The 23886-nt window shown below is 42.7% G+C and carries 25 protein-coding genes; 12 read left to right on the top strand and 13 right to left on the bottom strand.

Annotated features, from left to right (window positions below; translation table 11 throughout):
* Positions 1-199: 199 nt before the first annotated feature.
* Positions 200-451, top strand: a complete 252-nt coding sequence (locus tag ACFQZX_RS06465; RefSeq protein ID WP_377112798.1) for a hypothetical protein — start codon at positions 200-202, stop codon at positions 449-451.
* Here the strand turns inward: ACFQZX_RS06465 and ACFQZX_RS06460 are convergent.
* From ACFQZX_RS06460 to ACFQZX_RS06445, 4 genes are read right to left on the bottom strand one after another with little or no spacing between them, the layout of a single operon-like run.
* A complete protein-coding gene (locus ACFQZX_RS06460; protein WP_377112795.1) occupies positions 448-1125 on the bottom strand; it encodes an RDD family protein in 678 nt (225 codons plus the stop codon). The two genes, ACFQZX_RS06465 and ACFQZX_RS06460, sit on opposite strands and share 4 nt — an antisense overlap.
* A gap of 47 nt (positions 1126-1172) precedes the next feature.
* Positions 1173-2177 (bottom strand): LiaI-LiaF-like domain-containing protein, encoded by a 1005-nt coding sequence (locus ACFQZX_RS06455; RefSeq protein WP_377112792.1) that lies wholly within the window; start codon positions 2175-2177, stop codon positions 1173-1175.
* A gap of 3 nt (positions 2178-2180) precedes the next feature.
* Positions 2181-2783: a PspC domain-containing protein gene (locus tag ACFQZX_RS06450; protein WP_377112790.1), complete on the bottom strand. Its 603-nt coding sequence runs from the start codon at positions 2781-2783 to the stop codon at positions 2181-2183.
* A gap of 32 nt (positions 2784-2815) precedes the next feature.
* Positions 2816-3523 (bottom strand): SDR family oxidoreductase, encoded by a 708-nt coding sequence (locus ACFQZX_RS06445; protein WP_377112787.1) that lies wholly within the window; start codon positions 3521-3523, stop codon positions 2816-2818.
* An 88-nt stretch (positions 3524-3611) separates the two neighbouring features.
* Between ACFQZX_RS06445 and ACFQZX_RS06440 the strand changes: the two genes are divergently transcribed.
* Positions 3612-4343, top strand: coding sequence for an MlaE family ABC transporter permease (locus tag ACFQZX_RS06440; RefSeq protein WP_377112784.1), 732 nt, complete (start codon positions 3612-3614; stop codon positions 4341-4343).
* Positions 4340-5092, top strand: a complete 753-nt coding sequence (locus ACFQZX_RS06435; protein WP_377112781.1) for an ABC transporter ATP-binding protein — start codon at positions 4340-4342, stop codon at positions 5090-5092. Before ACFQZX_RS06440 ends, ACFQZX_RS06435 begins: the two co-directional genes overlap by 4 nt.
* Before the next feature lie 77 nt (positions 5093-5169).
* Here ACFQZX_RS06435 and ACFQZX_RS06430 read toward each other — a convergent pair whose 3' ends face one another.
* A complete protein-coding gene (locus tag ACFQZX_RS06430) occupies positions 5170-6585 on the bottom strand; it encodes an SDR family oxidoreductase (protein WP_377112778.1) in 1416 nt (471 codons plus the stop codon).
* 473 nt (positions 6586-7058) lie between these two features.
* Between ACFQZX_RS06430 and typA the strand changes: the two genes are divergently transcribed.
* The 3 genes from typA (at position 7059) to ACFQZX_RS06415 (ending at position 11074) form a co-directional block, all read left to right on the top strand.
* A complete protein-coding gene (gene typA, locus ACFQZX_RS06425) occupies positions 7059-8870 on the top strand; it encodes a translational GTPase TypA (RefSeq protein WP_377112775.1) in 1812 nt (603 codons plus the stop codon).
* A 101-nt stretch (positions 8871-8971) separates the two neighbouring features.
* Positions 8972-10300 carry a flippase gene (locus tag ACFQZX_RS06420; protein ID WP_377112772.1) on the top strand — a complete coding sequence of 443 codons (1329 nt, stop codon included), beginning with the start codon at positions 8972-8974 and terminating at the stop codon, positions 10298-10300.
* Between the two features lie 9 nt (positions 10301-10309).
* Complete coding sequence (locus tag ACFQZX_RS06415; RefSeq protein ID WP_377112769.1) at positions 10310-11074, top strand: hypothetical protein; 765 nt, start codon at positions 10310-10312, stop codon at positions 11072-11074.
* On the opposite strand, the gene ACFQZX_RS06410 is transcribed toward ACFQZX_RS06415, so the two are convergent.
* Entirely contained in the window at positions 11061-11753 is a 693-nt protein-coding gene (locus ACFQZX_RS06410) for an FkbM family methyltransferase (RefSeq protein ID WP_377112767.1), read from the bottom strand. The genes ACFQZX_RS06415 and ACFQZX_RS06410 overlap by 14 nt on opposite strands.
* Positions 11754-11858: 105 nt before the next feature.
* On the opposite strand from ACFQZX_RS06410, the gene ACFQZX_RS06405 reads away from it, so the two are divergent.
* The 3 genes from ACFQZX_RS06405 (at position 11859) to ACFQZX_RS06395 (ending at position 14443) form a co-directional block, all read left to right on the top strand.
* Positions 11859-12776, top strand: a complete 918-nt coding sequence (locus ACFQZX_RS06405; protein WP_377112765.1) for a sugar transferase — start codon at positions 11859-11861, stop codon at positions 12774-12776.
* 246 nt (positions 12777-13022) lie between these two features.
* Positions 13023-13265 (top strand): hypothetical protein, encoded by a 243-nt coding sequence (locus ACFQZX_RS06400; RefSeq protein ID WP_377112762.1) that lies wholly within the window; start codon positions 13023-13025, stop codon positions 13263-13265.
* Between the two features lie 74 nt (positions 13266-13339).
* Entirely contained in the window at positions 13340-14443 is a 1104-nt protein-coding gene (locus tag ACFQZX_RS06395) for an AI-2E family transporter (protein ID WP_377112759.1), read from the top strand.
* A gap of 31 nt (positions 14444-14474) precedes the next feature.
* Here ACFQZX_RS06395 and ACFQZX_RS06390 read toward each other — a convergent pair whose 3' ends face one another.
* The 4 genes from ACFQZX_RS06390 to ACFQZX_RS06375 all read right to left on the bottom strand — a co-directional run bounded on the left by ACFQZX_RS06390 (position 14475) and on the right by ACFQZX_RS06375 (position 18815).
* Entirely contained in the window at positions 14475-15311 is an 837-nt protein-coding gene (locus tag ACFQZX_RS06390) for a type 1 glutamine amidotransferase (protein ID WP_377112756.1), read from the bottom strand.
* A gap of 318 nt (positions 15312-15629) precedes the next feature.
* Complete coding sequence (locus ACFQZX_RS06385) at positions 15630-16727, bottom strand: carboxylate-amine ligase (RefSeq protein WP_377112753.1); 1098 nt, start codon at positions 16725-16727, stop codon at positions 15630-15632.
* Positions 16728-16872: 145 nt separating this feature from the next.
* Positions 16873-17997 (bottom strand): ATP-grasp domain-containing protein, encoded by a 1125-nt coding sequence (locus tag ACFQZX_RS06380; protein WP_377112751.1) that lies wholly within the window; start codon positions 17995-17997, stop codon positions 16873-16875.
* Positions 17998-18107: 110 nt separating this feature from the next.
* Entirely contained in the window at positions 18108-18815 is a 708-nt protein-coding gene (locus tag ACFQZX_RS06375; RefSeq protein WP_377112749.1) for an esterase family protein, read from the bottom strand.
* A gap of 124 nt (positions 18816-18939) precedes the next feature.
* Here ACFQZX_RS06375 and ACFQZX_RS06370 point away from each other — a divergent pair, with 124 nt between their 5' ends.
* Both ACFQZX_RS06370 and ACFQZX_RS06365 read left to right on the top strand, forming a co-directional pair.
* A complete protein-coding gene (locus ACFQZX_RS06370; protein ID WP_377112747.1) occupies positions 18940-19752 on the top strand; it encodes an alpha/beta hydrolase in 813 nt (270 codons plus the stop codon).
* A 78-nt stretch (positions 19753-19830) separates the two neighbouring features.
* A complete protein-coding gene (locus tag ACFQZX_RS06365) occupies positions 19831-20031 on the top strand; it encodes a hypothetical protein (protein WP_377112745.1) in 201 nt (66 codons plus the stop codon).
* A 29-nt stretch (positions 20032-20060) separates the two neighbouring features.
* Here ACFQZX_RS06365 and ACFQZX_RS06360 read toward each other — a convergent pair whose 3' ends face one another.
* Positions 20061-20846 carry an O-methyltransferase gene (locus ACFQZX_RS06360; RefSeq protein ID WP_377112743.1) on the bottom strand — a complete coding sequence of 262 codons (786 nt, stop codon included), beginning with the start codon at positions 20844-20846 and terminating at the stop codon, positions 20061-20063.
* Positions 20847-20894: 48 nt separating this feature from the next.
* Between ACFQZX_RS06360 and ACFQZX_RS06355 the strand changes: the two genes are divergently transcribed.
* Positions 20895-21755 carry a transglutaminase-like domain-containing protein gene (locus ACFQZX_RS06355; RefSeq protein WP_377112741.1) on the top strand — a complete coding sequence of 287 codons (861 nt, stop codon included), beginning with the start codon at positions 20895-20897 and terminating at the stop codon, positions 21753-21755.
* A 1-nt stretch (position 21756) separates the two neighbouring features.
* On the opposite strand, the gene ACFQZX_RS06350 is transcribed toward ACFQZX_RS06355, so the two are convergent.
* Entirely contained in the window at positions 21757-22665 is a 909-nt protein-coding gene (locus ACFQZX_RS06350; RefSeq protein WP_377112738.1) for an alpha/beta hydrolase, read from the bottom strand.
* 95 nt (positions 22666-22760) lie between these two features.
* A protein-coding gene (gene prfB, locus ACFQZX_RS06345) for a peptide chain release factor 2 (protein ID WP_377112736.1) occupies positions 22761-23850 on the bottom strand; the annotation gives its coding sequence in 2 pieces (ribosomal slippage) (positions 22761-23789 and positions 23791-23850; 1089 coding nt in all).
* Positions 23851-23886 lie beyond the last annotated feature (36 nt).

Below are 23886 nucleotides of genomic sequence, written 5' to 3'. Positions count from 1 at the left end.
TGGTTAGTGGTTCGACAGGCTCACCATGACACTTTAGCCGAAGATTGCTCCGTTCCTCGCAATGACGTAATTTATGTTGAGTCAATCTGAGCATGTCGAAGACCTGTGCGCCTGGTTAATGGTTCGACAGGCTCACCATGACACTTTAACCGAAGAGATTGCTTCGTTCCTCGCGATGACATGGGAAGAAATTTCGAGCTTGACAAACCCAACGCCACCGTCCTTGAATGCGGCATTGGCAGATTGCGGGTGGTACAGGCACTCAAATACTACTGCCTTTCATAGCAAGCTGGCGCGGCCGCAGAGTTTTTCTTTGGTTCGTTTCTTTTTGCGGAAAAAAGAAATGAACATCCACTGGCGCAGATACAACACAACCATTCCTAACGAAGAACCGGCTGAGGAGATTGCTACGTTACTTACAGGAATGATGCGTAGAGAATATTCACTTTAACTATCCAGGCGGTCTTTAACAACAAGCGTGTCGGCTATCATATCATGCAGGCATTGCTGTTTCTTATTAAAGAAGCATAGGAAATATCCAATAAAGAAAATGGCCACAGAGGCCAGCTTGGCCATATTACGTATAATGGCTTTCGAAGCAGTGATCTGTTCGCCGTAGATATCTGTTACCCTTATCTTAAGCAGCTGCTTGCCGTAGGTTCCGCGCGCAGGGCCGCTTTCCATTTTAATACTGTAGATGAACCGAACCAAGGGTGTTAAGGCCACGATGCCAATGGTTATGGCGAGCCTGATGTTTTTGTTATCATCTCCGGGGAGTATAACAAAAAGCAATAGCATGGCCATAAAAGCTATCAGTATCAACACCCCGAAGATCAGCAGCCAGTCGATGGCCGAGGCTATGGCACGCTGATCAAAACTTCCAAAGTACTGTAAGGGCAAAGGGCGTTTTGCAAAGCCAAATAGCTGCCTCAGGGCAGCTATTTCGTGTGCTTCTTTATAATCCGGCATAGCCAGTGTTTTTACAAAGTCGCCGGGCTTGATGTTTTGTAGCTGAAGTTGCTCAACGGTAAAAGGCCCCTCGGGCTTGCCGTTTACAACCAGCAGGTATTTTTCATGGGTTGCAGGGTCGGTAGGAAGATTATTGCCGGAGGATTGCATCGTCATCAAATTTAAAGATTATTCAGCATCCTGCCGGCAATAATTATATGGAATTAGTAACGGCTCACTTTAAAGTCGGACAGGCCGCCTTTCATGATAATGTATATCTTGTTGGTTGCGCTGTTAAAACCAGGGGTTTCGTAATTACCGCCATTGGTTTTGGTAAAACCCTGAAAATTATCTGATGACAATCCGGAATTTGAAACGATCTGGCAGGCAGCTCCCTGTGGCACTTTGATATCCACTTCAGATACACCTGTTGATACCTCAACCCTTGTAGCGCTTACCGGCATACCCATTTTAATTTCAAATGAACCGGCGCCGCCATTTAAAGTAAGGTTCCTCACCCTGTACCTGGACAGGTCGAAATCAACTTTAGTTGCACCTGCCTTGATATTGATGTTCCAAACAGGTTTTGTGCTCAGTTTGATATCGGCAGAGTTGGTATTGTCGCTATCCCATTGGATATGGCCTTTTTTATCTTTCATGCGCAGCTCCAGTACAGGTATGTTACCTTCCATTGTATTGGTATACAAAAAGCGGTTAAAGTACTCTTTGGTGGTGGCTTCAAACAATTGCGCGCTGGTATCTTTAAGTGTGTAAAGGGTACCGCCGCCATAAACGTTCAGCTTTGCCTCGGTAATGCCTGGTTTTAAGGGTTCGCTGTAGGTACTGCTGCCCTGTACTTTGGTTATAGATCTGCTGGTATCGCTATCATTGTCGTCGTCGTCATTATCAAAATCATTATCGTTATCATGCCTGTGCCATCCATCATCACTCAACCGCCAATGCCTGTCGAACGGAGAGAACCAGCGGTTTTCAAAATGGCCAAATATCAATAAACCAAAACCTAATATTACCACACCTATCTTAAGGGCTGTTGCCCAGGCGCTTTTATTATTGGCAAATACCAGGTTAACGCCCACCATGATCAAAAATATTGGCCACAAGTGCCATAGGTTGCTCCAGTGGAAATTAATAACATTATAGTTATCTAAAAGAAATATCACGCCTATTGCTACCAGGATAAGGCCCGGAACTAATTTTTCGCTTCTCATGACTTATATGTTTTGAGTGTTGTCGTTCTGTTTGTCGTTGGCTGTATAATCTGTATCGACAGTATTATTTGATGCTGCTTTATCCTGCTCGTTAAAGCTTTGCTGTTCCCAGGGTTTCTTTTTACCGCTGAAGATGATGGCCAAACCGGCTGCAACCAATACTACCGGCCACAAAAGTTCAAAATCCAGCTCGGGTATAAAATCAAAGTTATCTATCAAAAATATCGACCCCAGTACAATAAGTATCACGCCGAAGATAACGCCCGCATTTGATTTTTTTGGCGGCTGAAACATAAATGGCTGGCCAGGCTGGTTTACAGGCGGCACGGTATAATCAACCTTTACATCACCATAAGTTGGCTGACCGTAATTGGGCCCATAGCCAGGTGTAACGCCGGGTTTAAATGGATTTTGGTAACCAAACGGACGTTTTGGAATCACGATCCATAAAATGATGTAGGGTAAAAAGCCAACGCCTTTTAAAATAAGGGCCAGCAAAAATATCACCCGTACTATTGATGTATCTACATTAAAATACTCGGCCAGGCCTGCGCAAACACCACCAATTGCTTTGTGCTGTTCGTCTCTGTAAAGTTTCTTTTCCATTTTCTGTTAGTATATAGTTTGAATGTTGGTTATTATAATTGCCCGCCTGCAGGTTTTATAATCACTTCGTCAACATTTGCCCCGGCGCTCATATTTAATATGTTTATGATTGCCGATGCTACATCCTCCGGAAGAACCATTGTATCCTTATCAACCTCTACACCCTTCCACGAGTCTGTTAATGTTGAGCCCGGGATTACCGCGGTGACTTTAACACCGTGTGCCTGCATTTCGAGCCTCATTACCTTATTAAGACCTAACAGTGCATATTTTGTTACGCTGTACACCCCGGCCTCTGCTATGGGGTTTATACTGGCTACAGAGCATATATTGAAAATATGCCCTTTACCGACAGAAACCATCTGTTTACCGAAGAAACGGTATAGTTCATAGGCCGGCATGAGGTTGGTATCCATCTGCGTTTTAAAGCTGTCTTCGCTATCATTAAGTATGGAAACATGCTTGTACATACCCACATTATTCACCAAAATGTCGATAAAACCCAGTTTTTTCTCGGTGAAAACAGCGAATTTTTTTACATCATCGGGCTTACTGCAATCGGCAACAAGGGTAATAACAGTAATATCGGGGTTGATTTGCCTTAGCTCATTGTCAAAATCTGATAATTCTTTCTCATTCCGAGAACAAATTGCCAGGTTTATTCCTTGTTTAGCAAAAGCAATTGAAACCGCGCGGCCAATGCCTTTGGTGGCGCCGGTAATAAGTGCATTTTTCATCATATATTGATCGTATAAAGTTATAAGTGATTTATCATAAGCTATAAGCTTTAATTAAAAAATGTATTTTTAGCAGAATTTAAGGCTATCTATGTTTCAAAGTTTAGGAAAATATATACTGTTACTACGGCTTAGTTTTAAACGGCCTGAAAAATTTAAGGTTTACTGGGCCGAAATCATGCGCGAGATGGTATCAGTAGGTATTGGTTCATTGGGTATCATCAGCATCATTTCTGTATTTATCGGTGCGGCTACTACCATACAGGTAGCCTTTCAGCTGGCAAGCCCTTTAGTCCCTCTCAGCATTGCAGGTAAAATATCGCGCGACTCAAATATACTTGAGTTTAGCCCTACGATATCATCGCTGGTATTGGCAGGCCGGGTAGGATCTAATTTTGCATCGCAGATAGGCACCATGCGTGTAACCGAGCAGATTGACGCGCTGGAAATAATGGGTGTTAATGCCCCGGGGTATTTGATATCGCCAAAAATCATCGCCGGCATATCTATGGTGCCTATACTGGTGATCATATCCATATGCCTGGGTATTACCGGCGGGTACATTGCCTGTTTAACCGGCGGCGAAATTACCCCTGCAGATTATATAACAGGTGTGGTTGATGGTTTTGACGGCCTTACCATTAAAGTGGCCCTTGTTAAGGCGTTTGTATTTGGTTTCCTGATAGCTTCTATATGCTCTTACCAGGGCTTTTATACAAGCGGTGGTGCACTTGAAGTTGGCCAGTCGGCAACACGGGGTGTGGTTTTTAGTTGCGTTTGGATATTATTTGCTGACCTTGTTATTACCAGTTTAATGCTATGATTGAAGTTAAGGATATTTATAAAACTTTCGGTGAAAACGAGGTACTAAAAGGCATATCGTCAACTTTTCAAACCGGCAAAAACAATCTGATCATCGGCGGCTCAGGATCTGGTAAAACCACCCTGCTTAAATGTATCGTAGGGTTGCATGACCCCACCAAAGGACAGGTGTTTTTTGATGACGAAAACTTTACCGACATGGATTTTGAGCAACGCGTACCCATACGCACCCAGATAGGTATGCTGTTCCAAAACTCGGCTTTGTTCGACTCCATGACCGTCGAGGAAAACATTATGTTCCCGCTTAACCTGTTTACCAACCAAAGCATGGCCGAAAAGCGCGACCGTGCCAACTTTTGCCTGGAAAGGGTTAACCTTAAAGGCCGTAACAAACTGTACCCATCAGAACTTTCTGGCGGTATGAAAAAGCGTGTAGGTATTGCCCGCGCAATTTCTATGGAGCCTAAATACTTGTTTGTGGACGAGCCAAACTCGGGACTGGACCCGAAGACATCTATCCTGATAGATGAGCTGATTGACGAACTAACAACCGAATACAACATGACCACCGTTATTGTAACGCACGATATGAACTCGGTAATGGGCATTGGCGAGCACATCATCTTTTTACACCAGGGCAAGAAATGGTGGGAAGGCAGTAACAAAGAAATTGCCCACACTGATAATAAAGAGCTTAACGAGTTTGTATTTGCCAGCAAGTTTATGCGGGCTGCAAAGGAAAAACTGTAATATTACCGCTCTTTATCCGTACCACAACCCGACTTTGCGAAACCAGTTTTATTTGCTTTAATGTAGCAGCCAAACTATTAAGCCGCGATCTTATTTAACATGCCACGAAAAATAAAGTAATGAAAGGGCAGCATGGAGTACCAGTAAAGGCGGCCCAGTAAACCAAGCGGCCTGAAAGTGGCTGTTTGTTTTACACAATTATCTTCGCCTATTTTAAACTCAAGCCAGGCTTCTCCAGGCACTTTCATCTCGGCATATAAGAGCAGCCGCTTTTCCTCGCGATTGCTGTAGATAACGCGCCAAAAATCAAGCGCCTCGCCCGGTGCTACTTCTTTTGCATTCTTACGACCGCGCCTCAGCCCCACGCCGCCAAAAAGCCTGTCTAAAAAACCCCTGAACTCCCAGAGCCAGTTGGCGTAATACCAGCCAGACCGGCCGCCGATAGAAAAAATGCGATCAAGCGCCTGCTGCGGATTTTTAGTGGTTTGCCGTTGTTTATCTTTAAAAACACCAAACTCCGGCACTTTAATGTAATGTGACAGGTGCTGTGTAAACCTGTCGGTAAAAGCAGAGTCGTTCCAACTGGAAAGCACAAGGTTTTGCTCTATCTTATCAAACGCAATACGTATTGCTTCTTTATAAGGGATAAGGCTGATATTTAACCGGCCTGACAGATCATTAGGCCGCCCAACAACATCTATCTTCATACTTTCCACCAGGTTTTTAGCCAACGCGTAAGATGTAGAAGTGACAAAGTACAACCAGTACGAAGACAGCTTGGGTGTCATTACCGGTACGGTAAATATGCGGCGTTTAAGCTTACGCACTTCTGCAAATTGCAGTAGCATCTGTTTATAGGTAAGCGTGTCGGGGCCGTAAATGTCAAAGTTTTGCCCGTAAGTATCTTCCCTGCCGAGCACGCCTGATAAAAACTGCACCACATTGCGTATGGCGATGGGCTGGCATTTGGTGTTTAACCATTTGGGAGCTATCATCACGGGCAGTTTTTCAACCAGGTCGCGAATGATCTCGAAAGAGGCGCTGCCCGAGCCTACAATAATGCCGGCCCTTAATGCAGTAAGCGGCACCCTGCCCTGGCCAAGACAGGCTTCGACCGCTTTGCGCGAACTTAAATGTTTGGACAGTTCTTCTTCGTTAACAATACCACCCAGGTAAATCAACTGTTGCGCGTTGGTTTGGTTCAGGTAGCTCACAAAATTTTCTGCCGAGCGTTTCTCCTTATCGCTAAAGTTGGTACCGGCCATGGAGTGTACCAGGTAATAAGCCGCATCAATATCTTTGGGCAAGGCTTTCAATGAGGCTGCATCAAGCAGGTCGGCTTCTGCAACACTAACGTTAGCAGTTTTTAAAGCATCGGTACTAAAGCGGCTTTTATCGCGCACAACGCATATTACCTCATGGCCTTGCTCTGTAAGCATAGGCAATAGCCTTTTCCCTATATAGCCGCTTGCACCCGTTAGGAGTATTTTCATAGTTGTTTAACACCTGCATTAAATGGTTGTTTTACTGATGCTTGATAGCATAAGTTGTAATGGTAATGAATCCGCGTTAGGGATTGCAGCGGATACAGGCCAGTGGGTAAGGCCTGCAGGCGTATGAGCGTAAAGCCCGGGCCAAAGGCAACGCCCTATGTAATATTCCGAACACCAAAATATTCTTACCAAGACAACAAAAAGGTTTATTGTGCGATTCCTTCCCTGGGGGAGGAGGAGGTTGGGGTTAATCTGCCATAAGGTTTTATAATCGTGTAAATCCATCCCGGCTACCATATCATCAGCCATACCCTCCCAATACAGAGAATTGATTAATTGCGATTAAGTATACCAACTACATATTATGTTACTTAACAATAAACTTATAATCAATCATTTGTAAAAAGCTGCTTTAGTTTTTTTATCCCACAAAATAGCCGTATCTTTGCGCAAAATTTATAAGGCGGCATTTCATGCAAAAAATCAGAAATATTGCGATCATCGCACACGTTGACCACGGTAAAACTACGTTGGTTGACAAAATTTTACACAGCTGCGCTATTTTCCGCGACAACCAGGAAACCGGCGAGCTAATTTTGGACAACAACGATCTGGAGCGTGAGCGCGGTATCACCATCGTTTCTAAAAACGTATCTGTACGTTATAAAGATGTAAAAATCAACATTATTGATACCCCGGGCCACGCCGATTTTGGCGGCGAGGTTGAGCGTGTATTGAAAATGGCTGATGGCGTTTTATTACTTTGCGATGCATTTGAAGGCGCGATGCCTCAAACCCGCTTTGTAACCCAAAAGGCTTTGGCCCTTGGCCTTAAACCAATTGTGGTGGTAAACAAAGTGGATAAAGAAAACTGCCGCCCTGAAGAAGTTTACGAGCAGATATTTGAACTGTTCTTTAACCTTGAGGCTACCGAAGAGCAACTGGATTTCCCGGTTATCTACGGTTCATCTAAACAAGGTTGGATGAATACCGACTGGAAAGTACCTACCGATAATATATTCCCGCTGATGGACGCGATTTTGGAGAACATCCCTGCAGCGCCGGAAAATGAAGGTACTTTGCAAATGCAGATCACCTCGCTGGATTATTCTTCTTTCGTAGGCCGTATCGCTATCGGCCGTGTAGCACGTGGTACTATCAAAGAGAATCAACCGGTATCTCTGGTAAAACGTGACGGCAAAATTGTTAAATCGCGCATTAAAGAACTTTATACTTTCGAGGGCCTGGGTAAGGTAAAAGCTACCGAAGTAAAATCGGGCGATATTTGTGCTGTTGTGGGTATTGAAGGCTTTGAAATTGGTGATACCATCGCTGATTTTGAAAATCCTGAACAACTGGAGGTAATCAAAATTGATGAGCCTACCATGAACATGATGTTCACCATCAATAACTCGCCTTTCTTTGGTAAAGAAGGTAAGTTTGTTACCTCTCGCCACCTGCGCGACCGCCTGTACAAAGAAATGGAGAAAAACCTGGCGCTTAAGGTTGTTGAAACCGATTCGCCTGACTCATACCTGGTGTATGGCCGCGGTATCCTTCACTTGTCGGTACTGATCGAAACCATGCGTCGTGAAGGTTACGAGCTGCAGGTAGGCCAGCCACAGGTAATTGTTAAAGAAATTGACGGCGTTAAATGCGAGCCGGTAGAAACACTGATCGTCGACGTTCCGGGCGATGTTGCCGGTAAGGTAATTGAGCTGGTTACCCAACGTAAAGGCGACCTGCTGGTAATGGAGCCAAAAGGCGATTTACAGCACCTTGAGTTTGAGATACCATCACGAGGCATCATTGGTTTGCGTAACAACGTACTTACCGCTACTGCTGGTGAGGCAATTATGGCACACCGCTTTAAAGCATACGAGCCATGGAAAGGTACTATTCCTGGTCGCTCCGCCGGTGTATTGATATCTATGGAAAAAGGGCAGACAACTGCTTATTCTATTGATAAACTGCAAGACCGCGGCCGTTTCTTTGTTGATCCGGGTGTGGATATTTACGAAGGCCAGATCTTGGGCGAGCATATCCGCGATAACGACTTGGTGATAAACGTGGTGAAAGGCAAGCAGCTGACCAACATGCGTGCATCAGGTTCTGATGATAACGTGCGTATAGCACCGGCCATTAAATTCTCTTTAGAGGAATCAATGGAATACATTCAGGCCGATGAATACATTGAGGTTACACCACAAAGCATGCGTTTACGTAAGATCTATCTAACCGAGAACGAGCGTAAAGTGAATGCTAAGAGGTTTGTGAATCAATAATTGACAGATAAAGCAAGATACGGGAGCCGGCTAATTAGCCGGCTTTTTTTATTTGCTGTCTATATTCTTGTATCTTAGCTCCCGTTTCTTTTAAGAATATAATGCGTATACCCAGCATCCCAGGATTTGATCAGCAGGCGTTAGAAAAGTATTTTAAAAATACGGGGATGTCATTCATTGGCAAGGTGGGCAGCCTTATTATTACCATGCTGGTAAACATCAAAATCGCCAACTACCTGCATTCAACCAACTTTGGCATATTAAACGGGGCAATTACTTACGTGTATTTTTTCCAGGCGGTTACTTCGCTCGGCCTCGATTATTATATCGTAAAAGAACTGCACCAGTTTCCTGAAAACCGCGACCGTATATTAGGAACGTCATTCAGGCTTAAGTTAATGGCTGGCCTTGTAGCCCTGCCGCTTATTTTTTTAGCTTACCAGGTATATCCGGCCAGGAGTACGCCGTATTTATTTGTACTGATATTGTCTTTCACCGGTATTATTCAGTCAGTCAACATTGTTGACCCTTACTTTCAGTCGCAGGTACAGTCCAAATACATTATGCAGGTTCAGGTTGTTTCTTACCTGATATCTGCTGTCATCAAACTTTCGCTTATCTATTTTTTTAAAGCGCCTGTTCTTTGGTTTGTATACGCGTTTTTATTTGATTGGGTATTGTTATCTGCCGGGTATATCATTACCTATCAACGCAAAGGGCGAAGCATTACGCAATGGAAGTATAACGGTGAACTGGCCCGTAAATTAGTATCCTACTCGTGGCCGCTGATCATATCGGGTGTAATGGTTTCCATTTACATGCGGATAGACCAGATCATGCTGCAGAATATGCGCAACGCTGCAGAGGCCGGCGCTTATGCCACAGTAGTACGCTTTAGCGAGGCTTGGTACTTTATTCCGTCGGTTATAGTAAGTACCCTTTTCCCCGCCATTTTAAACGCCCGCCGCGACGATATAAACCGCTATAAAAGGCGCTTGCAAAACCTTTATGACCTGATGGTATATATCAGCTTGCCTGCAGCGATAATCATCAGTTTTGCCGCGCCGCTTATTTACAAATTATTTAAACCCGAATACGCGTATGCCGCGCCGGTGCTGGCGGTACATATATGGTCTGGCGTGTTTGTATTTTTGGGCGTTGCCAACGGCCAGCAGTTGATAGCCGAGGATTACGTACGCATGAGTTTTATACGTACCGGTTTTGGGGCGATAGTGAACATCTTGCTTAACCTTCTGCTCATCCCTAAAATGGGTATTATGGGGACGGCGATTGCCACATTGATTGCATACGCCTGCTCCACTTTCTTTATCATTTTAATACCAAAATTAAGCAGGCAGGGAATCATGATGTTAAAATCATTATTTTTGGTTTCACTGTTTCAAAAGATTTTTATCTTCGAAAAAAAATAAAACCTTATCATGAAGAAGCCAAATATTTTTGTACTTGCTTTCACTTTACTTGCCGCCGTATTTAATTCTTGTGTAAAACCTCAGGAAGCTATTGACGACCTTAAGCAATCATGCTTATATGATGATAAAACCGACTATTTTAAAAAATGGGCAAACACTGTGACTACTATTGATAGTGTAGATGCATCGGGTTCAATAGTTAATACTCAAACAACTTATCCAATTGGATATTTTTGGATAAATGCAGATGGAACATATAAAGTGTTGAGTAATGAAGCCCCAAGAAGTGGCGTATGGGATGTTACGACAGATTGTAAATTTGCACTTGATGCCAACTCACCCATGGTAAAGCAATTTGAAGTTATCTCATTAACAACAGATTCACTTATAATTCGCCGTAAAGAAGGGCCTAAAACTTACACTCAGCATTATGTTGCATTTAATTGTTTTGATTTGGACAAAATGCTTAAGCAATGGGATAATACCGAAACAGAGATTCAATATTATAACGAAAATGGTAGTTATTCTTCTTATATTATTCATCCCGCAGGATATTTCACCTTATCAACCAATACATACGAGCGCTTTAGTGATGGAGATTTTCTTGCCGGTAATTGGAAGGTTGATAACGAATGCCGCTTAGTGTTAGATCCGGGTACAAACTTAGAGCGGTCGTTTGAAATACAAAAATTAACAAACGATTCATTAGTTATATGGCGTAAGGATTTAGTTAACCGTACTAATTATCTTCAAAAATATATTAAACATCAATAATTTGCTTAAAAAACAGGGTTCTTAAGGTTTTTGCAACAAGTTGATAACCCTGTTTTTTTAAAAAGCTGTATACTTCAGACTCAAGTAAACTTTCAAGATTCATCCTGTCTTCTACTGCAATATACATTGGCCGGTATTTTTCCCAGCTATTAGATTGTAAAACTGCAAGGTCAAATCCTTCAACATCTATTGTCAGAAAATCTATTTGTTGATTTTTTGGCAGATAGGTATCAAAAACATCTTTCAGCGGCCAGGTTTCTATTGATACTTCCTTAATGATTTTATATTTGGTAGCAGCATTATTCCTTTCAAGTGATATTTCCTTTGAAAATCCGTTTAAAGCTGGCTCGTTAAAACAATAAAATGATAGCTTGTCTTTCAGCCGACTGATGCCTATGTTAAGATTAATATCCTTTCTCCGAAAAATATTAAAAGCCTTTATTGCGCCTGGTGTTGGTTCAATATTTATACCACGCCAGCCTTTTTTGTAAAAATATAGTGTGTTTGAAAATCGGTAAGGATGATGAGCACCAACATCAACAAAAAAACCTTTATAATTTTTTTTACCCTCATAAAACGACCGTAATACCATATCCTCACCTTCCTGGGAGTAAGACACGTAGCTCTGAAAATAATTTATAGGCAAAAACTTTGCAAGTGTTTTCTTCAAATTGAACATCTTGCTAAATTAATAAATATGTTCAATAGATAATGTTGAAATAACTGCCTTGTATTTGTGTAATTTTGAACACTCAATATTTCTTAACTAAAATATCTTATTGTTTTGGCCTCTCCTGCTCCCATAGCCTTATTTGTTTATAACCGCCCGCAACACACGCGCGATACGCTTAATTATCTGCAAAAAAACGAACTGGCTGCTGATTCTGAACTTTACATTTTTTCGGATGCGGCCAAAACCGATAAAGATATACCCGCAGTTGAAGATGTGCGCAAAATAGCAGCTGCCGTTACAGGGTTTAAGGCCGTACATTTTATTGCCCGCCAGCAAAACCTGGGCCTGGCCAACTCTATTATCAGCGGGGTTACCCAACTGGTTTATGATTATGAAAAGGTGATTGTGTTTGAAGACGATTTGCTATCCTCGCCGCATACCTTAAGCTACTTTAATAATGCATTAGAGCATTACAAGCATAATACAAAGGTCATGCACATCAGTGCCTATATGTTTCCGCTTGAGGACGAAACGCTGCCTGAAACCTTTTTTTTCCGTGCGGCATTTAGTTGGGGTTGGGCAACCTGGGCGCATGCCTGGAAAAATTTTGAGCCGGATATAGATAAACTAATGGCGCAGTTTGATCAGAAAATGATCAATGATTTTTCCATAGAGGGTACCATGAATTTTTGGAAGCAGATGCTTGACTTTAAAGCCGGAAAAAATAATTCATGGGCCATACGCTGGTATGCATCAATATTTCTAAAGAACGGGCTTACCCTTAACCCCTTAAAATCTCTCATTCATAATATTGGGCATGATGGCACAGGTACGCACTCTAACATCGAGAATACTTATGGTGTGCAGATATCACAGCAACCTGTTACTTATTTTCCGGAGATATTACACGAAAATACACAGGCTTACAATGCTATTAAATATTTTTTAAGTAAAAGAAAAGGTTCTGTGCTGCAACGCCTGTTAAGGTATGGTAAGCAGCTGAAAAACAAATACCTTACTAAACAATAGGGTTATTAACAAAAAAACAACCTTTTTACTATTTGTTAATAAATATTATTTCACATAATTAATACTACATAGTAGATAGATATTATATTTGTATTAATTGTTATCTATCTACTCCAACCAATTGTTCTTTATGATAAATAATGAGGTCAGTAAAAACACGGAAGAGAAAGCGTTTTAGTTTTCTCTTTTTTTGTTTATAAAACATTGGTGCAATATTGGGTGTTATACCAATAAAATTCTAAACCAATGAAAGAAGACAAAGATACCAGCCCTGCCGAAAAAGATGGCAAATATGAGTTTGATATACATTATTCTGGTCGCGATTTAAGCTGCAAAGTAGAAAAAGAGCAAAACAAGTTTATTGTTAATATAGATAATAACATACACGCCGAACTTACCTTGCAGGAAGATGGATGCCTGGTACAGACTAATGGAAGTGAACTGCCCGACTCTGCAGTTGATTATATCAAGAAACGTATCTTGGGCTAAGCCCTTTATTACATTAAAGCATAAGGCACTGTTTAAGCAGTACTTATGCTTCTTTATTTTTTTGCCACACCTCAATGCATTTAACAAACGTTCAATACCTTAATCAAACGCTCCGCATATTATTACTTTTTATACTCGTTTTTGGCATCTTGTATGTAGGATCGGTAGTGCTTATACCACTCACTTTCGGGATGGTAATGGCCATGCTCCTGCTGCCGGTTTGCCAATGGCTGCAAAATAAAGGGCTTAGTAATGGTTGGGCATCGGCGCTAAGTATAGTAGCCTTGCTTTTGGTAATAGGGGGCGTTATCGCGCTTTTACAGTATCAGTTAAGCGATTTGCTGGAAGACCTGTCGAAAATAGAAAAACGGGTTGATGAGCTTGTAAAGGGGGTGAAAAACTATATCCAGCAAAATTTTGGCATATCACATACCGAGCAGCAAAAAATAATAAAAGAACAACAGTCTGACGGGATGGGCAAGGTTACAGGCGTTGTTACCGGGCTGGTAAGCTCAATGGCAGGTATAATGGTTGACGCCATATTGGTTATTGTTTATACTTTTTTGTTTATTTATTACCGGGCTCATTTTAAAAAATTCATCCTGCGCCTTTTTAAGCCCGAAAGCCGTGACACTACTGCCAAGGTACTGGATAACGCCGGCAAAGTAACCCAAAGTTATTTGGGCGGGCTGGCGTTAATGATAGTGATGCTGTGGATAATGTATGGCATTGGTTTTAGTATAGTAGGAGTTAAAAATGCTATTTTCTTTGCTATACTCTGCGGCATTCTGGAGCTGGTACCTTTTGCAGGTAACATTACAGGCACATCAATTACCGTGTTAATGTCGCTGGCACAAGGCGGCGATACCAAGGTAGTTATAGGGGTATTGATTACCTATGGCTGCGTACAATTGCTGCAGACCTATATTCTTGAACCCCTTGTAGTAGGCGACAGGCTAAACATCAACCCATTATTTACCATTTTGATCATTGTAGTGGGCGAGGCTGTTTGGGGTATCCCGGGTATGGTGCTGGCCGTACCAATGCTTGGTATATTCAAGATCATTTGCGATAACTTTGAACCGCTGAATAATTACGGTTTCCTGATAGGGCCGCCGAGGGAAAAGAAGAATGAACAGGGTAACTTTATTACACGCTTGTTTAAGAGTAGTAAGTAAATCTTCTCAGCGCAGCCTGCAAAATTGATTTTTAGTAATATAAAACCTGTTTCAATATAGCTTCGTCCAAAAAATTGGGGATGATGGTTGCCTGCGTATGAACTATTTTATCAGGGTCTTCCAGGCGTTCCAGCATCTCATCGTATTTAGCCTGGCCGTGTTCATGTATTACATCTTGTTTTTTGTCTTCGCGCTGTAACATAACGCTCATACCGTGGGCATCTGCCTCTGGATGAAACTGAGTAGCAAAAAAATACTCGCTGAAGCGAATAGCCATCATGGCCCTGGGCAGGTCTACATAAGGTCGTTCTTTTTCTAAGGCCAGCAGCTGCATACCCAATTGCTCAAAACGTTTCATATCCGGGTTGATGACCTGCCAACTGCGCGAGTCGACCGCATAAAAGGGATCATTCAGGCCATTAAATACAATATCATTCCTGCCTTCATTTACAATATGTACCGGCAGCACTCCAAACGACGGAGAGCGGCGGGTATTAATATCGCCCAAGCGGTATTTACGGCACATCAGCTGGAAAGAATGACAAACAAAAAAAACATGCTTTTTATCTGTACCATTGCCCAAATTATGATCCTCAAGCTTATCTATCAGGTTAAAATACTGCTTTTCCCATTCGGTACCCTCGGTATCCAGCGGACTGCCCGGGCCGCCGCTTGATATATAAGCGTCAAAGCCAAGTCCCGGTACTTCGGCTTTGCTCCTAACGTCAAAAACCTGGTATGTTAAGTTAAGCTGATGCTGCAGTTTATAGCGTTCCAAAATTTCCCGGAAACCACGCATGCCCTCATTTGCCACGCCATCATACAAATCTAAAATAGCAACCTTTATTTCCGGTTTTTCTGTCTTCATTTAGCACTCTTTAAATCTCCAACAGTAATGGAGCTTAATATTATATTCCTTTTAGTGTTTGTGATGTAATGAAATCACATATATCTGCAGTATATGCTTTGAATTAGCTCTTATATAAGCTTCCTCTAAATCTCCCCCGTAAGGGGAGACTTTAAAACTTGTAACTCTTTCAAAGCCTTACTTCATGGGGAGGATTAGGTGAGGCTGATAGTAGACTTCAATTTATTTCATACCTAAATCACCCCAACATAAGCCCCCTCTAAATCTCAGACTTTCTTTAAAGCCCTCCCTTATGGAGAGGGTTGGTGGGCTACAATCTTATATTCCCTTTAATGTTTGTGATGTAATAAAGTCCACCACGTCTACAAAGTTATGGTTTTGATTGTAAACCGCCAGCTGCCTGTCGGCGCCAGTGCCATGTTCTAATATTTTATGCACGTATTGCAGGTCATCGCGACAGCCTAAATCGTCAACCACATCATCAATAAAATCCAGCAGTTCCAGCACCAACGATCGGGTGTTTACCTCCAGCTCTTTGCCAAAATCTATCATTTTACCATCAATGCCATAACGGGCTGCGCGCCATTTATTTTCGTTGATCAGTGCCCTTGTATAATTAATGAACTTCATATTCTGCGACCTTAGTTTATAAAGCTTGGCACATAATGCCTGGAAAAGAGCTGTAAACGCGATGGTCTCATCTATTAGCATGGGGCAGTCGCAAATGCGGAATTCGATGGTTTCAAAGAAAGGATGCACGCGGATATCCCACCATATTTTTTTAGCATTGTCTATACAGTTGGTTTTTACCAGCAGTTTGATATAGCGGTCATATTCTTCAATGCTACTGAAATAGTCTGGAATGCCGGTACGCGGGAACTTATCAAACACCTTGGTGCGAAATGATTTGAAACCTGTATTACGCCCTTCCCAAAAAGGCGAATTGGTTGACAGCGCATAAACATGCGGTAAAAAGTAACGCACCTGGTTAGCAATATGTATGGCCATATCGCGCGATTGAATGCCCACATGCACATGCAAACCAAATATAAGGTTTGAGCGCGCGGCCTCCTGCATCTCATCCACGATCTCAAAATACCTCGGGTGGTCTGTTATCAGCTGATGCTGCCAGTGCGAAAAGGGATGCGTACCGGCAGCGCCAATACGCAGGCCAATATCGCCGGCTAACTGGGCAACGGTGCCCCGCAATTTAGTAACCTCCGTACGGGCTTCCTGGGTGTTGCGGCAAATGTGTGTGCCTACCTCAACCACGGCCTGGAGCATTTCGGCCTTTACCTGGTCTTCATGTATCTTTTGCGCAGCGTCAACAATCTTTTGTTCATGCGAGGTAAGCTCCCGTGTCACCGGGTCAATTACCATAAACTCTTCTTCAACACCTAAGGTAAACTCGTTCATAATTGGTTAGTGTCTAAATATATATTTAGAAAGCTGTCATTCGAACGAGCGGTAGCGAAAGAAATCTTGTTAAACAATGCGTTTATATACTACTTCGCAGCATATCTATCAAGATTTCTCACTGTCGTTTCGAAATGACAAGGTTTTATTTTTTCGGCTTTTTCACAGCCGGTTCTTTCGCCGCCTTTTTATCAACAACTTCTTTAGCCGGTTTTTTTGGTGAAGCTCCCTTTTTCTTTGGCTTAGCCTCGTCCGTTATGGCATGATCAACCTCGCCTACGCTTACATCTGCGGCTTTAGCTGCCTTTGCCGGGGCAATTAACGCTTTACCTGCTACAGATGAACGCAGGTATTCGCCCCAGGTAAGGTTGTCAACACCGTCTTTCTGGGCTTTGGCGCGTTCAATAGCATAAGTAGCGGCAGTTTCTACCACCCATTCAAAGTTGTCCTGGCCAACACTGTTTACATCAGCATCAGGGGCAGGGTTGCAAAAATCAATGGCGTAAGGTATGCCATCCCTAACCGCAAACTCTACTGTATTAAAGTCATAGCCTAAATACTGGTTCAGTTTAAGCACATAATTGGTTATGGTATCCAGCAACTTTTGTGATGCCGGCGCTTTGCCATGCTCGTAACGCAGGTGGTGCGGGTTGCGCGGCTCGTATTGCATAATACGTACATGCTTGCCGCCAATGCAATAGCAGCGGAAATAATCGTCAAAAATTATCTCTTCCTGCAATAGCATCACCAGCTGACCGGTTTTATCAAACTTTTCCCAAAGGTCTTCAGCGCTGCTGATCTTGTAAACATCGCGCCAACCGCCGCCGTCAAAAGGTTTCATGTATGCCGGGAAGCCAACATAATTAAATATTCCCTCCCAATCCAGCGGGTAAGCTAAATTACGAAATGATTTATCAGTGGTGCTATCCGGATGATCTTTTGAAGGTAGCAATACTGTTTTAGGCACAGGTATACCCAGTTTTACAGCAAGTGCGTTGTTAAAAAACTTTTCGTCGGCACTCCACCAAAACGGGTTGTTAATCACTGCAGTCCCGGTAATAGCAGCATTTTTTAGCGCTGCGCGGTAGAAAGGCACATCCTGCGATATACGGTCGACTATCACGGAATAGCCCAACGGTTCGCCCTGCATTATTTTGTCGATACGTACAAACTCAGCGCTGATATCCTTTTCACCTTTTTGATTGATACGGTCTATAAATGCCTGCGGAAACGTATTTTCCTGCCCGAATAGAATGCCTATTTTTTTCATGTATGGTAGTGTGTTAAATTCTAAATCCTTAAATATTAAATACTAACTTTTTAAATTTTAAATCTTTAAATTCTGCATTAAATTCAGTTTTGATAAATCTAATGCCCAATTTACTTAATTGTGCTTAAATAATGTGGGAACATTTCGCGCCAGATGGGCCAGTCATGATCTGCAAAGGGCCTGATATCCAACCAGTGATTAATATTTTTCTGATTGAGCATGCCCGAAAGCTGAATATTATAATCTTTGCACATATCATGCTCTGATGTACCTAAAATGATATTCATGTTCCAAAGCGCTGGGTTATTGCTGCCTGGCAGATAATCAACCGGGTTGTTATAAAATATGTTGTCATCATAATACCCATCCGTAAACATTTTGATATCAAAAGCGCCACTCATTGTAAATAGGTGCCCTACCATATCCGGGTGTTTAAAAGCAAAGTTGGCGGCGTGGTAACCCCCAAAGCTGCATCCGGCAACGGCTACTTTGTCAACACCAGTTTCTTGCATGGCCCAGGGAGCCAGCTCATCCACCAGCATTTTATCGTACCAGGAGTAATTGCGGGCACGGTCGGCCGGGTGAATACCTTTATCGTACCAGCTTAACGCATCTATAGTATCGGGGCAGTAAATTTTAACAAGGCCTTCATCTATAAACCAGCGTACACTATCAATAAGGCCAAAATCTTTATTTTGATGATAACGGCCTTTGGTGGTAGGAAAAAGTAGTACCGGGTAACCCCTGTGGCCAAAAACCAGCATTTCCAGATCGAGGTTAAGGTTAGGCGAATGCCAACGATGATATTGCTCCTTCAAAATATATTGTTTGTACCTGTAAATTAATATGTTTGACCATAAATGTCAACATTAGGGCAAACATTCTGTTTTAGGCAATTTGTAATAATAACCTTACTTTTGCAGCCCTAATTAACGATACGATATGTACTACAGTACAGAGACAGAGATGAGAATAGAAGCCCAGGAACTGATAGTAAACTCAACCCTGCTTAACCGCGATGTTACCTGTACATTGCTGATGCCCGAAGCCGGCACAATTGCAGAACCGCTTAACCTGCTTTTACTTAACGACGGACAGGAGCTCGAAGCGCTTGGCTTAACCGATACTTTAGAAAACCTTTACGAACGAAATTGCCTTAAACCGCTGCTGGTTGCTGCTATACATGCAGGCGAGGAGCGTTTACAGGAATACGGCGTAGCCGGTAAGCCCGATTTTAAAAAACGCGGAGCAAAAGCCGGTTTATATACTCAATTTATTACGAAGGAGTTACTGCCATTTATAACAAAGCATACCGGTATTGAGCATTTTGAAAGTACGGCTTTTGCAGGTTTCTCGTTAGGCGGACTTTCGGCTTTTGATATTGCCTGGAATAACCCGCAGCTTTTTGATAAGGTAGGCGCATTCTCAGCTTCGTTCTGGTGGAGAAGTAAAGACCTTACCAAGGGCTATACTGATGACGACCGTATAATGCATAATGTTATAAAAGGCACATCAAACAAACCAGCGCTTAAGTTCTGGCTGCAAACAGGCACAAAAGACGAAATTGCTGACCGCAATAACAACGGCATTATTGATTCTATTGACGATACCATAGATATAATAAAAGAGCTGCTTGCCAAAGGTTACCATCGCCCTGCCGATATACAGTATCTTGAAATGCTTGGCGGCACGCATGATACAGCTACCTGGGGTAAGGCTATGCCTAAATTTTTATGCTGGGCGTTTGGAAAGTAATTAAAGAACAAGATAATTACTAAAATTTTTAGCAATTATCTTGTTAGATGTTTACCTTTGATGCAAATTCCCTGCATCATGAATACCATTGAAAAACTAAGCGAAGAACGCCTTAAACTATTACATGAAGCCATGGAAATGCTGGAAGATATGAAAGTTAAGATGGCTATGTTTGAGCGGCAACACTACAGCAAATTTAAAGCCCGGGTAGAAAGCCATAAACAACTGAATACCTGCCTGCATCAGGTTTTTAATGGTATTAAGGTAAGTGACGAATAAATTATTGGCTAATAAACAGTCTGTTAAAATTAAAACCTGATCTTAAAGTCTTCCTTAGCCTGGCCCGGTTTAAAAAAAACCAATCCTATCCAGAAAAGGTCGACAGTTGCGGTGACTTGTTGATGGGCCTTGATTTCTGCCCAGGCCCGTTTCATGCCGGCACTCCAGTAAATGTCATCAAAAATAAGCATAGTGCCCTCGTGTACCTTAGGCAGGCACCAGTTAAAATAGCGCATTGTAGCATCATATTGATGGTTACCATCCACATACACAAAGTCGAGTTTTGCATTTGAGGCAATAACATCCGGTAAGGTATCATCAAAATTTCCTGTTACTACATTAATATTATTTGCATCGGCTTTGCTAAACAGCTCCTGCGCCACACCGGCGGTTTGGGGGCATCCTTCCAGGGTATAAACTGTAGCTTCGGGAGCTGCACGGCGCAGGTATAAAGTAGTTATACCCAGGCAGGTGCCTAACTCAATAATGTTGTTTGGCCTGGTAAAAGCTGCTAACCGGTAAATAAGTTTGGCCAGTTTTGGCGTTTTAAGCGAGTTAAGGGCTATATCGCTGATTTTGCGCTGCCTGTTTTTGTTGACCTGAGATCCTGCCCCTAAATCGGTAACGGTTATTAAACGCTCATCAAGTAAAAGGCGGTCCCTCTCCTGTTCAATGGTTTCATACTCATGCTTTTCAGCGCTGTCGTAAATCACCTCATCTACCAATCGGTATACAAACGGCGAATGTAAACCATGACGGTTTTTTGACGTTAGGCGGTGCAACAGAAAATCTTTGGCAAACGTTATATTGAACATAGCTGTAAAAATATTAAAAGCATTAAGTATTTTAGCATAACAAGATATATGATCAACCCAACCGAAGTCAATTCGCTTATTAAACTATTGGACGATCCGGACGCAGAGATATACAATCATGTGCATCAAAAGTTGTTATCGTATGGTGCAGCAGCCATACAATACCTGGAAAACGCCTTTGGCGAAGCTTTTGACCCTATACAGCAGGAGCGTATTGCCAACCTTGTACATGAGATACAATTAGGCATCATCAAAAACGACCTGAAGCTTTGGTACCAGGGCGGCGCGTTCGATCTGCTGCAGGGTATCCTGATCATCAACCGGTACCAGTATCCCGACCTTGACGAGCAAAAGGTGATCAACCAGATCGAATCTATCAAGCGGGATATATGGATACAGATGAACAACGAGGCCAGCCCGGTGGAGCAAGTAAAGCTGATCAACCATATACTTTACAATATACATGGCTTCAGCGGCAATACCACTAACCACCGCGACCCGCAGAACAGCTACATCAGCCAGGTATTGGAAACAAAAAAAGGCAACCAGATATCACTGGCCATTATTTATTCTATCATTGCTCAAAAGCTGGATATCCCTGTTTATGGGGTTAACCTACCGCAGCACTTTATACTGGCTTATGTAGATGAAAGCCTGGAAACAGAGTTTGAAGGCGGGATATTGTTTTATATCAATGCTTTTAACAAGGGCTTTATATTTGGCCGCAGAGATGTAGATATGTTTTTAAAACAGCTTAACCTGCAATACGATAAGCAATTTTACGAGCCCTGTTCAAATACCGATATTATCAAACGCGTTATACGCAATCTGATCAGTGCCTATGAGCATCTGGGCTCGTCGGAAAAGGTAGATGAGCTGAATGAACTGCTGGAGATTGTTAACTCCTGAATTATTTACCTAACCATCCGTTATCCTGCATCCAGGTGTTAGCCCAATCAAACCACAAGCCTTTGCTTTTGGGGTTGATCAAACCAAAACCATGGCCGCCTTTAGGGAACAAGTGCATTTCTGCCGGTATCTTATTTTGCAGCAAAGCGCTATACATCATTAATCCGTTCTCTACCGGTACAACATCATCATCTTCAGCAAAAACGATAAAAGTTGGCGGCGTGTTAGCAGTCACCTGCTTTTCGTTGGAGTACAGATCTATCTGCTGCTGTGTGGCATCTTTCCCGATCAGGTTTTCGCGTGAACCTACGTGTGCTTTCTCCCCAAAAGTAATTACAGGGTAGATCAGCATCATAAAATCAGGCCGAAGGCTGATGTTATCTTTATTATCAATAACAACCTTATCAAAATGGGTACCGGCTGTTGATGCCAGATGCCCTCCGGCCGAAAAGCCTATGATACCTACCCTGTTAGCATCAATACCCCATTGTTTAGCATTTTGCCTTACTAGTTGTATGGCGCGTTGAGCATCCTGCAGTGGCCCAATGCTTTTATCAGCCATAATGCTGTCGCTTGGCAGGCGATATTTCAGCACAAAGGCAGTAACACCTATTTTGGTAAACTGCTGAGCCACCAAACTACCCTCATGCGCAGAGGCAAGGCCAACATAGCTGCCACCAGGGCAAATAATTATCGCCGTACCATTAGCTGTACCTTTTGCCGGGAAATAAGGTGTAATTGTTGGTATGCTGACTTTGGAAATCCATGAGGTTTCGTTTATGGTTTCTTTATACGTTACCGGTGTAGGTTTAGCATTCGGAACGGTTTTATAAAGTGGGATAGGTTGTTGCTGACTGTAGCTTTTAAGCGTGGCTGCTGCCACCACCAAAACAGTTAATAAAAGTTTCATAATATCAGTTATCGGCTCAGGCAATATACAATTTAGCGCATAAAAAAACGATACTGTGTACGCAGTATCGTTTTTTCTGAATGTTATGATGATGATTATTTATCGCCGCCAAACTCCATAAGGTAGGCTTTCAGGAAATCGTCCAGGTCGCCGTCTAACACGGCCTGCGCGTTAGAGGTTTCATGATCTGTACGCAGATCTTTCACCAGCTTATAGGGGTGCAAAACATAGTTACGGATCTGCGACCCCCACTCAATTTTCTTTTTGCTGCCTTCTATGGCATTGGTAGTTTCCTGGCGTTTGCGCATCTCAATTTCATACAGCTGCGATTTAAGCAAGCGCATGGCATTTTCCTTATTCTGCAACTGCGAACGCGACTCCTGGTTTTTGATGATAATACCCGATGGCTTGTGGTATAAACGCACGGCAGTTTCCACCTTGTTCACATTTTGGCCACCGGCACCGCCAGAACGGAAGGTTTCAAATTCTATATCGGCAGGATTAACTTCAATCTCAATAGTATCATCTACCAGCGGGTAAACATATACCGAGGCAAATGAAGTATGGCGTTTAGCGTTCGCATCAAACGGCGATACGCGTACCAGCCGGTGCACCCCATTTTCGCCTTTAAGGTAGCCGTAAGCAAACTCTCCCTCAAACTGAAGGGTAACTGTTTTTACACCGGCTACATCGCCTTCCTGGTAATCCTGTTCGGTTACTTTGTAGCCATTCTTCTCGCCCCACATAATATACATACGCATCAGCATGCTGGCCCAATCGCAGCTTTCGGTACCACCGGCACCGGCCGTGATTTGTAAAACAGCATTCAACTGATCCTCTTCGGCGCTGAGCATATTTTTAAACTCCAGCTCTTCAACCGCAGTAACGGCAGTATTATACTGCTCCTGCATCTCGGCCTCGGTAGCATCGCCGCTTTGATAAAATTCAAATAAAACGTTGGTATCTTCTACTATAGACGATACATGCTGAAAAGCATCCGTCCATACTTTTTTTGTTTTAATAGAAGCAAGCACTTTTTCTGCTTCTTTAGGATGATCCCAAAAGTTAGGTCCTATGGTTATATCCTGTTCTTTTTGCATCGCATCGAGTTTGGTATCGATGTCAAAGATGCCTCCTCAGGGACGTTACTCTGTCCCTTAAATCCTGGATGTTTTCTTTAGTCATATAATGGCAAATATATACAGCGCTGGGCTAAATAAA

The sequence above is a fragment of the Mucilaginibacter litoreus genome (assembly GCF_042676805.1).
Lineage (GTDB): Bacteria > Bacteroidota > Bacteroidia > Sphingobacteriales > Sphingobacteriaceae > Mucilaginibacter > Mucilaginibacter litoreus.
This window is presented reverse-complemented; position numbering and strand designations above follow the sequence as displayed.